We start from the raw sequence: 11,473 nt of genomic DNA, 5'->3' as shown, positions 1-11,473 counted from the left end.
GATGAACGAAGAATGCATAAAATGGGCCAAGCAAAAAATTGAGAAAAGAACTCGCTTCCCTCAAGGTTGAATAACGATAGCCGACATTATATGGATGAAATCTTGCTTACAACCGAAGCAAGGAGTAGAGATTTGTATAGAATTGAAACAAGCGCTACTCCTATGTTACTTATTGATACCTATAGGCTCCTAGATGGGCTATGCTTGTTCCTTCTTGAAGCGCCATTGCGCCAGACCGAAGAACAAAAGGCTGAAGACACACAATGCAGCAATAGCAGGAAGCGCTGCATCAAGACCTAAGCCACGCCAAGTCATCGCATCGAAGCCATCGACTGCCCAACGCGTCGGGATAAACACGGTAATCTGCTGTAACCATGCAGGGAACAAGAACGAAGGCATCCATGCCCCGCCGAGCATCACCATCACCAGGGTCACAAATACGGCTATACCACGCGCGGCTTCCGGCGTTTTTCCAAACGCTGCAATCAGCAAACCAAAGCTCGCTGTCATCAAAGAAAAGCTCAAGGCGATACCGAAAAAGCCAATCCAACTACCAAGAATACGCACTTGAAACACTAACATCGCAAGTGCAAAAATAACGCAAATCAAGACAAAAGAAATCAAAGCACAAGACAGGGCACGAGCTCCTAACATGGCATTGAGGCTCACCGGTGCCGCCAAAATACGATTCCAGATCCCCAACTTACGTACGAGTAGAACGCCAACTCCCACATCGATTGCCATGAACAGCATAAACTGCACGATCATGCCAGCGAACGAATGCGAATAGCCATTGTATTGCGTCTCAAGCGACGATTTTGCCGTCAATGCTTGTTCTTTGCTCACGAAAGGCGCTGCTAAAGTAGCTGTTTGCTTTTGTTTTCCATCAGCGGCCGCTGCCTGCGCGGTATGATCCTGATAACGCTTGAGGCTGGTAAGAAAAGTTAAAAGCTCTTGAGATTGCGTATCCTTCGCCGGCGCGCTTTGCAAATACTGCAAATCCTTTTCAATCAAGTCGCTTCCAGTTTTGCCGCTAAACATTTCACTGCTTACACTTTGCATCACATGTTGGGTCAGCATTCCCTTCACCATCGCCAGTGTAGCTGTCTGCGATGGGTCATAAAAAATCGGTAACTCCGCCTTCGCCCCTGCACCGAAGAGCGCGGCGCCCGAGGTCAAACCGAAGCCGGCGGGAAGCTGGATGGCGACCGCTAATTTCCCCTTACGAACCAGCTCTTGAGCCTTGGCCAAATCTAACTCTTTTACGTCCAGAGTTGATTCCGCTCTTAAGCCAGCGGCTATCTTGACAGTGATCGGATGAGTATCTTCAACGACAAGTCCAAGCTCGATCTTCGCAGCCTCTTTTGTACCCGCACCGCCAGTCAATGATCCAAAAAAAGCAGCCAGCGCAATCGGCATAACCAAGGTCAGAAACAAAGCGCGTTTATCCTGCAAAAACAGCAGTAAATCTTTTCTCATCAAAGCGAATATAGCTTGCATCTCAATCTCCTCAATTATTTGTTTGCTTCAATCGCGCAAGCGGCGGCCGGTCAGATTCAAAAACACTTCCTCAAGTTTGACCTTGGCGGTCGAGAAGTGAATCGGCAATTGTCCATGCTGCTGTAAAAATGCAAGACATGAAAACGCCAAGTGTTGCTCCTTGAGTTTTATCGTTAATGAACGGCCGTCGGCTGTGGCTTCGACCACGAGCACACCGTCGAGAGACTCAAGTTGATGCAGCAATTGCGTTTCCAATGGTGCGAACAGATCAAGCTGTAGGGCCGCTTGCACTGGCAATCGAGTGTACAAGGCAGATGGTGTATCGTTGGCGATCACAGTGCCATGATCGATAATCACCAGATGATCTGCTAAGCGCTCGACCTCCTCCATATAATGACTGGTGTAAATCAAGGCCAGACCTCCTGCTTTCAATGTCTCTAAGGCATCGAAAATCGCGTTGCGGCTCTGCGGATCGACACCAACTGTCGGTTCATCCAGGATCAATAGCTCTGGCTCGTGCAACATCGCCGCAGCAATATTCAATCTTCTTTTCATCCCACCGGAGAAGTTTGCAACCCTATCTTTTGCTCGGTCAGACAAGCTCACCAACTTCAACACGGCTTCCATTCGGTGGTTTAGATGAACTCCCTTTAAGCCATAGAGTCCACCAAACATTCTCAAATTTTCAATCGCGGGCAATTCTTCATACAGCGCCAAGTCTTGTGGCACCAAACCTAAACGCATCTTGGTTGATTTCATCCCCAAAGCTACGTCCTCGCCTGCCAACACTACTTGTCCATGGTCAGCTTTGAGCAATCCGCAGATGAGATTAACCGCAGTCGACTTACCTGCCCCATTCGGCCCAAGCAAGCCCAAGGTCTGCCCTTTTTTAACGGTAAAAGAGATCGAATCCAACACGCGTCGTTCAGCGAAATTTTTACTTAACTCTCGCACTTCCAACAAAGCCTCATTCATTTGACACCTCTCGCAAACGCTTCAATAAGAATCATGTGATCGCCAATACGATCTATGGGACTAGTATCACCAATAAGCGAACAGATTTAAAGAACAAATTGCCACTTCTTTTGCATGACATTTGTCATACACGCAAACACTCGGCACTTTCTTGCAGTAGAAACTAAAGTAACGAGCAAAAAAAACGCCATCCGAAGATGGCGTTTTCAACAGTGATACCAATCAGCGACGCAAGATTAGTCTGAATTATTCGACAGATTCAAATTCAATTGCGAACGAACCATATCTTCTTTGTCGGAACGAGAGCCATTACGCACCGCTTCAAGACGATCGAGATAATCTGGTGTGACATCACCGGTAATGTAGAAACCATCAAAGCATGATGCTTCAATGCTCTTCAAGGCGGGATTCACAGCGGTTATTGCCCGCTTCATATCAGCAACATCTTGGTACACCAAAGCATCAGCTGTAATTTCGCGGCAAATTTCTTCTTGGCTGCGTCCATAAGCGATTAATTCACTGCGTGTCGGCATATCGATACCGTACACGTTTGGAAATTGGACTGGAGGTGCCGCGGACGCAAAAATTACTTTACGCGCACCAGATTCACGCGCCATTTGTACGATCTCACGACTAGTGGTACCACGCACGATAGAATCATCTACCAACAATACATTTTTGCCTTTGAACTCAGATGCAATCGCGTTCAATTTTTGGCGTACCGATTTCTTACGAATCGCCTGACCTGGCATCATAAACGTACGGCCGATGTAACGGTTCTTAATGAAGCCTTCCCGATAATCGAGATTCAGTGCATCGGCCAATTCCATTGCAGATGGGCGAGATGAATCTGGGATAGGCATCACAACATCAATATCGCCACTGTTAAATTCACGACGAATTTTATCTGCCAAATATTGGCCCATATGCAGACGAGTTTGATAAACAGATGCGCCATCAATCGTTGAGTCTGGGCGAGCCAAGTAGACGAATTCGAAAGCACATGGATTCAAACTCGGGCTCTCGGCGCACTGTTCGCTGTACATATTACCGTCGAGGTCGATAAAAATCGCTTCACCTGGAGCAACATCGCGCTCAAATTTAAATCCAGTACCTTCCAAGGCAACGGACTCGCTCGCGAGCATGTACTCAATGCCGTTATCAGTTTGTGCTGTTCCGATACACAATGGACGAATACCAAATGGATCACGGAACGCCAACAAGCCATAGCCAGCAATTTGTGCGACAACAGCATAAGAACCACGAACGCGGCGATGTAGCATCGACACTGCACGGAACATTGAGGCTGGGTCAAGGGAATAACCACTTACTACCTCTTGTATCTGATGCGCCAAAATATTGAGCAACACTTCAGAATCAGAATCAGTATTCAGGTGACGATAGTCATTTTTGAACAACTCAATTTTCAAGTCAGCGGCATTGGTTAAGTTTCCATTGTGCGCCAACACTATCCCGAAAGGTGCGTTCACATAGAAAGGCTGTGCTTCCTCTTCGCTAGTCGAACCAGCGGTTGGATAACGAACCTGACCGATACCTATGTTACCCGGTAACGAACGCATATTGCGAGTACGGAACACGTCACGTACCAAACCATTCGCCTTGTGCATAGCGAATTTATTGCCGTGACTAGTAGCGATACCAGCAGCATCTTGCCCACGATGTTGCAATAAAAGCAAAGCATCATAGATCAATTGGTTAACGGGATTTTTTGAGACGACGCCGACGATGCCACACATGGTGGACTCCTAAAAACAAAAATTAAAAACAAAAACCAAAACTAAAAATGTACATGCTGCGTGACCGATCCAGGCAAGAAAGGCATTACCGTTTGGACAGCGCTCACAGCAACTGGACTCAATAAGGCATCTTTCCAAAAAGCCTGCTGTGGTATGGCAGTCATCCCACATACCAAAACCATCGCCATCACAATCACGCAACCTCGGGCTAAACCAAACAAGCCACCTAGGCCACGATCAGCTAAACTCAACCCACTGGCCTTAATAAGAGCGTCGACCGCCTTCATTAACAGAGCCATTAATAGTCGAACACCGATAAAGAGAGCCAAAAAAGCGACAATCATGCGTGTCAGCTGACCTGGGATCATGTCGGGCAGCCAAGCTGCAACAGTACCGCCAAAAGCATTCGCCACCACTAAAGCGACAATCCAACTAATCAGCGAAAGGATCTCTTTAATTAGCCCACGCATCGTGCTGATCACGATGGAGCAGATCAATACAAACAAAACCACGAAATCAAAAAGCGTCACACTATCCTCATCATCATTTTTGATTGAGCTTCACTTATCTTAATTTGTCCAAATCAATTCGGAATCAAGCTACCACTCAGACCAAGTTTGACCAATTTTTTTTGCATTTTTTCAGCTTCAGCTTTTGAATTGAATGGACCTACACGAATACGAATGACTTCACCATTATCGGTATGTATTTTCTGGGTGTACGTTTGTATATCGGCTGCCTTCAGTTTTCCCTGAAGCTCTTTGATCTTTGCCGCAGAACTCATCGCTGCAACCTGTACTGAAAAACTACCCGCTGGTTTTGCTGTGGTCTTTTCGGTTTTGGCGTCAAGCTTTGCGCTTGGCTCCGAACGACCTTCTAACAAGGCCATCGCACGTGCAGCTTCATCCTTGCTTTCTTTTTTTGGCTCTGACTTTACTTCGTTTCTCTCTGCGGGTTTGCTGCTCAATTTTTCGACGACTTTAGCATCAGCCGTCTTCACTTCCGTTAATTTCGAATCTAATTTTTTAGGCTGCTCAATCACAGCTTTTGAGGCAACTGCCTCTGCCTGATGAGATTTGCCAGCGGTCGAACTATCTTTACTATCCGTCTTTTTTTCTGTGTTGACGGCAGCCTTAGCGTTGAGGTCTACTCTCGCTACAGAAGTATCTGGACCTGATTTAGATTCGAGTGGAGCACCCGTTTTCGATGTAGAAGGAGTCACTATTTCTTCTGTCTTGTCGATGCTTTGCGCAACCTGACTTGCGACGATTTCTGGCAGAGGAGCACGTGCCACCTCTTTCACTTGCACCGGCGCACTAGCATCTTTAGACGGAATCTCAATGGAAATTTTAGGAGCAGTACTTTTCGGCTCAGATTCAAACAGCATCGGCAAACCAATAACAGCTGCGAGCACCAAAGCTATCGCACCAATTAAGCGGCGCCGAGCACGCTTTTTCTCTGGTAACGCGGAATCGTCTTGAGGACTTTTCCGGCTTTGCCCTGAACGCTTATTTGATTTTGCGCTTCGCGGTGTACGAGCAGATTCTGCTGCAATCGCGGCCGATTCATCCTCAGCTCGAGAGCGAAACTCACCGTCATCGACCGTATCTTGAGGATCCTGCTTTTTTTGCTTAAATAGCGTGTCCAGGCTCATAGCAAATTTCTGTTGACTCTCGATTAGGATTGCAAATTCTTACTACTAAAACAGCTTCGTGTTGGCGATGAATACCGTAAAACATCTCTAGCATTTCACATCTGCATATAACATCAAACATCACTATTGCGGAGATCTTCTCGCTCGCATCGCACCAGCGACGGTCAAAAAAGATCCGAAGACCACTATTCTATCATTTTCCCCCGCTTTACTCATCGCAAAAGCATAAGCTTCTTCAGGAGAGATGAATTTTTGTACACTATGCTCCGCATCTTGTGGAATTCCTGCTGCTTGCAACTGTTGCTCTAACTGCACTGCCGTCGCTGCGCGTGGCAATGGCAAATCGCATACGCACCAGTGATCAATCTTATCCTTCATATGAGCGAGCACCCCAGCAATATCTTTGTCGAGCATAGATCCAAACACCGCATAGGTGTAGGCATGAAAACCCATGTTGTCCAAATTTTGGGATAGTGCTGCGGCGGCGTGGGGATTATGGGCCACATCCAGCACAACTACTGGTCGACCTGGCATCACCTGGAAGCGCCCTGGCAGCTCTACCATAACGAGGCCACTACGGACCTCTTGAGCGCCGACAGGCAGTTGGAATCGTAACGCCTCCAATGCAGCCAATACTGCACAGGCATTCAACAATTGGTTGGCGCCACGCAAGCCAGGATAGGCTAATGAATTCCTACGTTGCTCTCGACCACCGAAATTCCATTGCTGCTTATCGGCGCTGTAGTTGAAATCACGACCAAACAATCTCAAATCAGCACCAATTTCATTTGCATGATCAATTAAACTTTGTGGTGGCTGAGGGTCACTACAAATCGCCACTCTCCCCGATCGAAAAATGCCCGCTTTTTCAAAGCCAATTTTTTCTCGAGTATCGCCCAAATAATCGGTATGATCGATGTCAATGCTGGTAACAATCGATACGTCGGCATCAATCACATTGACAGCATCAAGACGACCGCCCAAGCCAACTTCAAGAATTACGACATCAAGTTCGGTATCAGCCATCAACTGGCAAATCGCAAGGGTCGTGAATTCAAAATACGTTAATGATGTGTCCGCACGTGCAGCCTCTACTTTTTCAAACGCCCGAATTAGCTCGTGGTCTGAAGCCGGAATACCGTTGAGACGAGCACGTTCGTTAAAATCCAAAAAATGTGGTTTGATATAAAGACCTACCCGATATCCCGCTTGGAGCAACACTGACTCCAACATCGCGCAGGTCGACCCTTTACCGTTGGTACCCGCCACCATAATGACAGGGCAACGAAAGGAAACGCCAAGGCGCTCTTTCACACTGGCGACACGGGCTAAACCCATATCAATTTCTTTATTATGACGCTTCTCTAGAACAGCGAGCCAATCACTCAAACTCTCTAGTCGGGTATTTTCAATCGATGAATTCATTATTCAGAAAATCGGGTTACAAAATGACAAAAGCCCGAAGACTTCGCCAAACAGGCAAAATCTTCAGGCTTTATCGAAAACTTCAAAATTAGGATACCGCTTCTGCTGGTTGGTTTTGCAACAAGGCCATTAAACGAGCTAATTCTTCACGTAGTTTACGACGATCAACCACCATATCAACAGCTCCTTTTTGCAAAAGGAACTCTGCACGTTGGAAGCCTTCTGGCAATTTCTCACGCACAGTATTCTCAATGACGCGCGGACCAGCAAAACCGATCAGGGCCTTAGGCTCGGCGATCACCACATCACCCATGAAAGCGAATGACGCTGAGACTCCGCCCATTGTTGGATCGGTCAGCACCGAAATAAAAGGCAGTTTCTTTTCTGTAAGTTTGGTCAACATTGCCGTGGTTTTAGCCATCTGCATCAAAGACAATAGGCCTTCTTGCATACGCGCACCACCTGTTGCCGTAAAACAGATAAATGGAATTTTTTGTTCGAGTGCAGTTTGTACACCACGTACAAAACGTTCACCAACCACGGAACCCATGGAGCCTCCCATGAAACCAAATTCAAAGCAGGCCACCACGGCTGGCACGGACATAATCGACCCACCCATCACAACCAAAGCATCGGTTTCATTGGTACTGTCCATTGCGTCTTTCAGACGTTCAGGGTATTTTTTACTATCTTTAAATTTGAGTGTATCGACTGGCAAAACTTCATGCCCAATCTCGTAGCGTCCGCCCGTATCTAACAAGGCATCGAGACGTTCGCGTGCACTGATACGCAAATGGTGATCGCATTTGGAACATACGTGCACATTAGCTTCAAGGTCGGAACGATAAAGAACGGCTTCGCAGGATGGACATTTCACCCATAAGCCCTCAGGCATCGAGCGACGATTTGCCGTCTCAGAACGTTGAATACGTGGGGGAAGTAATTTTTCTAACCAACTCATAGCTCTCTCCTCATGTCGATTTGATCCAGCGTGGGATCAACCGGGGCGCATTTATTCTAAGAATGCTTCAATTGGCGCGTATTCTATTCTATTTCAGCGCCAATTGCGAACAGGATCAGGCAGAAAACTAGGCTTTTATGATCATAACGACAATAAATTCGGGAAATTGTCATGAATCAATAGCAACTCGAATTCCTGCAATAAAGGTCTGCACAGCTTCAACAGCATTGTCCTGCGAGGTATTTTCTAACTCTTGAATAATACGAGACCCGATCACCACTGCATCAGATACTGAGGAGATTGCTTTTGCAGTCGCGCCGTCTCTAATCCCAAAGCCAACGCCAACTGGCACTTTCACGTGCTTCTTAATACGTGGAATCATCGCTGCAACGGCATCCAAGTCCAACGCGCCTGAACCTGTTACCCCTTTAAGCGACACATAGTACACATAGCCACTTGCAATCTTGCCGACCTGCGCAATACGTTCATCAGTCGATGTTGGCGCGAGTAAAAAGATGGTATCCATGCCCTGAGCTTGCATCTGCGCGGCGAAATCTTCACATTCCTCGGGAGGATAATCAACAACCAATACACCGTCGACACCTGCATTGACGGCTGCGACAATGAATTCCCCTTGCCCCATTCGCTCGATAGGATTGGCATACCCCATCAACACGACCGGCGTATTCTGATTCGTTTGACGAAATTCCAGAACCATCGCCAAAACTTGGCGCAAGCCAACACCCTTGAGTAAAGCACGTTCGGAAGCACGCTGAATCACTGGACCATCTGCCATCGGATCAGAAAACGGCACACCAAGTTCAATAATGTCAGCTCCGCCAGCTACCAGCGCATGCATCAGCGGCACGGTCAGGCTCGGATCAGGATCCCCAGCGGTGATAAATGGAATCAAACCCTTCTTTTGATTTGCTGCGAGTGCTGCAAGACAAGATTGAATACGGGACATAGAATTATTCTCTTTATGAAAGTCAATACGGTAATCATCCATTCAAGATTTAAACTAGTCTAGTTGAATGGATGTAGTTGGAAGTCAAGCAAGCGACTGCAGAATGCGCCTAAAACTTTAGCCCTGCTCGCTCAGCGACGGTATGCATATCTTTGTCTCCCCGCCCAGACAAGTTCGCCAAAACAATTTTATCTTTTGGCAGTGAAGCAGCAAGCTTTGCCGCATAGGCCAGAGCATGACTCGATTCGAGAGCCGGAATAATGCCTTCGATTCGACAGCAATCGTGAAACGCTTTAAGCGCCTCTTCGTCCGTAATCGTTTCATATTGTGCACGACCAGAATCTTTGAGCCACGCATGTTCTGGCCCCACTCCAGGGTAATCAAGACCTGCAGACACAGAGTGAGTTTCAATCACCTGCCCGTTTTGGTCTTGCATCAGATAAGTACGATTGCCGTGCAAAACTCCTGGAGAGCCGGCGGTCAAGGACGCCGAGTGTTTACCAGAATCAAGTCCCTCACCAGCCGCCTCAACACCGACCAATTTCACTTCTTGGAGATCGATATAGGGATAAAAAATACCCATGGCGTTTGAGCCACCGCCAACACATGCTGTGACCACATCTGGCTGGCGACCAGCGACTTCAGGCATCTGCCATAAACACTCTTCTCCTATCACAGACTGAAAGTCGCGAACCATCATTGGATAAGGATGTGGACCTGCTACTGTACCAATAATGTAGAAAGTATTGTCGACGTTAGCGACCCAATCACGCATCGCTTCATTCAGCGCATCTTTTAGAGTTTTTGAGCCTGATTCCACTGGCACGACGGTGGCACCAAGTAGCTTCATTCGATATACGTTTTGCGCCTGACGTTTGACGTCTTCAGAGCCCATGTACACAATACACTCGAGGCCAAAACGCGCGCAAATTGTGGCTGTTGCAACGCCATGTTGACCAGCCCCAGTCTCTGCAATCACACGTGGCTTGCCCATCCGTTTTGCCAACAATGCCTGACCAATCACATTGTTGATTTTGTGTGCACCAGTGTGGTTTAAGTCTTCACGCTTAAAATAAATTTGCGCTCCCCCCATGATTTCAGACCAGCGCTTTGCATGATAAATCGGAGATGGGCGCCCGACAAAATGCTTCAGTTCGTAGCGAAACTCTTCCAGAAACTCGGGATCATGTTGAAATTTGGCGTAAGCATCCTTCAGCTCGTTAAGTGCATGCGTCAGCGTTTCCGATACAAAACTTCCGCCATAAACGCCGAAGTGACCTTTAGCATCTGGAAAAGCATAGGAACTCGAATGATAAATGGCGTTGGATTCTTGTCCCAAGCCCGATAGGCGCGCCGATGCAGCGCCAGAGTGAAAATGTTCTGTCATGATACTTCCTTAGTGATAGCAAAGTAGAAACTACTGCAACTGCAGCATTTGCAGTTTCTACGGTTTTTTATAGCGTCCGATCAGCCAAACGAACCGCGTCTACAAACGCTTGAACTTTCAGCTGATCTTTTATCCCTTTTGACAACTCGACACCACTACTGATGTCGACGGCGTACGGCCGCACGCGAACCACCGCGTCAGTCGCGTTTTGTACGCTCAAGCCACCACTTAAAACGACCCGAGGCGCGAGTTCTTTTGGAATGAGAGACCAATCAAAAACCTTTCCACTACCACCGAAACTATCGACGAAAGTATCAAGCAACAAGCCCTGACATAAGGGACTTGCAGCACGATATTGTGCTTCACATTCTAACAAATCTTGGGGGCTTGTGTCAGTTTTGACGCGAAAAGCGCGAAGAAATGGTCGGTTCACCGCTGCTGCCAATTGCTGGCATTGTTCTGGTGTCTCATCCCCATGAAATTGCAATAACTGCACTGGCGCCTTGGACACCACCGCACGTAATTGATCTATGCTTGCATTCACAAACAAGCCAACCGAAGTCACAAATGCGGGCATGGATGAGATCAAATCTGCCGCCAATTGCGGCTCCACATAGCGAGGACTGGGTGGATAGAATACAAACCCAAGAGCGTCAGCGCCCGCCGCAACAGTGGTCCGCAAGTCATCGTGATTCGTGATACCACAGATTTTGATTCGAGTTCTCACAGGGTTTGCCATAACAAAGAAATCGTTAAAAAGTAAGTCAGAATCAGAATACTAACCCATGAGCCCTATTCTCGCATTTAAACAGGTCTGCAATAAAAGAACGGCTGCAAATATTGCAGC

At 47.3% G+C, this 11,473-nt stretch carries 10 protein-coding genes; all 10 read right to left on the bottom strand.

Translation table 11 applies throughout. From position 1 onward, the window contains the following. Positions 1-198: 198 nt before the first annotated feature. The 10 genes from H8K36_RS00495 to H8K36_RS00450 all read right to left on the bottom strand — a co-directional run bounded on the left by H8K36_RS00495 (position 199) and on the right by H8K36_RS00450 (position 11,353). The gene (locus tag H8K36_RS00495) at positions 199-1,500 is read right to left on the bottom strand and encodes an ABC transporter permease (protein WP_186915592.1); all 1,302 of its coding nucleotides are present in this window, start codon (positions 1,498-1,500) and stop codon (positions 199-201) included. A gap of 27 nt (positions 1,501-1,527) precedes the next feature. Then, entirely contained in the window at positions 1,528-2,475 is a 948-nt protein-coding gene (locus tag H8K36_RS00490) for an ABC transporter ATP-binding protein (RefSeq protein WP_186915593.1), read from the bottom strand. A gap of 236 nt (positions 2,476-2,711) precedes the next feature. Continuing rightward, a complete protein-coding gene (gene purF, locus H8K36_RS00485; RefSeq protein WP_186915594.1) occupies positions 2,712-4,232 on the bottom strand; it encodes an amidophosphoribosyltransferase in 1,521 nt (506 codons plus the stop codon). A gap of 41 nt (positions 4,233-4,273) precedes the next feature. Then, positions 4,274-4,762, bottom strand: a complete 489-nt coding sequence (locus tag H8K36_RS00480) for a CvpA family protein (RefSeq protein ID WP_186915595.1) — start codon at positions 4,760-4,762, stop codon at positions 4,274-4,276. Between the two features lie 53 nt (positions 4,763-4,815). Further along, complete coding sequence (locus H8K36_RS00475; RefSeq protein ID WP_186915596.1) at positions 4,816-5,886, bottom strand: SPOR domain-containing protein; 1,071 nt, start codon at positions 5,884-5,886, stop codon at positions 4,816-4,818. A 123-nt stretch (positions 5,887-6,009) separates the two neighbouring features. Beyond that, a complete protein-coding gene (gene folC / locus H8K36_RS00470) occupies positions 6,010-7,311 on the bottom strand; it encodes a bifunctional tetrahydrofolate synthase/dihydrofolate synthase (RefSeq protein WP_186915597.1) in 1,302 nt (433 codons plus the stop codon). Positions 7,312-7,399: 88 nt separating this feature from the next. Next, positions 7,400-8,272: an acetyl-CoA carboxylase, carboxyltransferase subunit beta gene (accD, locus tag H8K36_RS00465; RefSeq protein ID WP_186915598.1), complete on the bottom strand. Its 873-nt coding sequence runs from the start codon at positions 8,270-8,272 to the stop codon at positions 7,400-7,402. 169 nt (positions 8,273-8,441) lie between these two features. Further along, positions 8,442-9,239, bottom strand: coding sequence for a tryptophan synthase subunit alpha (gene trpA / locus H8K36_RS00460; RefSeq protein WP_186915599.1), 798 nt, complete (start codon positions 9,237-9,239; stop codon positions 8,442-8,444). Positions 9,240-9,348: 109 nt separating this feature from the next. Further along, positions 9,349-10,626: a tryptophan synthase subunit beta gene (gene trpB, locus H8K36_RS00455; RefSeq protein ID WP_186915600.1), complete on the bottom strand. Its 1,278-nt coding sequence runs from the start codon at positions 10,624-10,626 to the stop codon at positions 9,349-9,351. A 67-nt stretch (positions 10,627-10,693) separates the two neighbouring features. Further along, positions 10,694-11,353: a phosphoribosylanthranilate isomerase gene (locus H8K36_RS00450; protein WP_370587129.1), complete on the bottom strand. Its 660-nt coding sequence runs from the start codon at positions 11,351-11,353 to the stop codon at positions 10,694-10,696. Positions 11,354-11,473 lie beyond the last annotated feature (120 nt).

Source organism: Affinundibacterium nitidum (assembly GCF_014284155.1).
GTDB classification, from domain to species: domain Bacteria; phylum Pseudomonadota; class Gammaproteobacteria; order Burkholderiales; family Burkholderiaceae_D; genus Undibacterium; species Undibacterium nitidum.
The sequence above is the reverse complement of the archived record's forward strand: the minus strand, read 5'-3'. Positions and strand labels throughout refer to the sequence as shown.

Excerpts from the sequence above, each read along its gene's own strand:
- H8K36_RS00495 (WP_186915592.1), bottom strand. The coding sequence starts at position 1,500 with ATGCAAGCTATATTCGCTTTGATGAGAAAAGATTTACTGCTGTTTTTG.
- trpA (WP_186915599.1), bottom strand. The coding sequence starts at position 9,239 with ATGTCCCGTATTCAATCTTGTCTTGCAGCACTCGCAGCAAATCAAAAG.
- folC (WP_186915597.1), bottom strand. The coding sequence starts at position 7,311 with ATGAATTCATCGATTGAAAATACCCGACTAGAGAGTTTGAGTGATTGG.
- H8K36_RS00490 (WP_186915593.1), bottom strand. The coding sequence starts at position 2,475 with ATGAATGAGGCTTTGTTGGAAGTGCGAGAGTTAAGTAAAAATTTCGCT.
- H8K36_RS00475 (WP_186915596.1), bottom strand. The coding sequence starts at position 5,886 with ATGAGCCTGGACACGCTATTTAAGCAAAAAAAGCAGGATCCTCAAGAT.
- trpB (WP_186915600.1), bottom strand. The coding sequence starts at position 10,626 with ATGACAGAACATTTTCACTCTGGCGCTGCATCGGCGCGCCTATCGGGC.
- accD (WP_186915598.1), bottom strand. The coding sequence starts at position 8,272 with ATGAGTTGGTTAGAAAAATTACTTCCCCCACGTATTCAACGTTCTGAG.
- purF (WP_186915594.1), bottom strand. The coding sequence starts at position 4,232 with ATGTGTGGCATCGTCGGCGTCGTCTCAAAAAATCCCGTTAACCAATTG.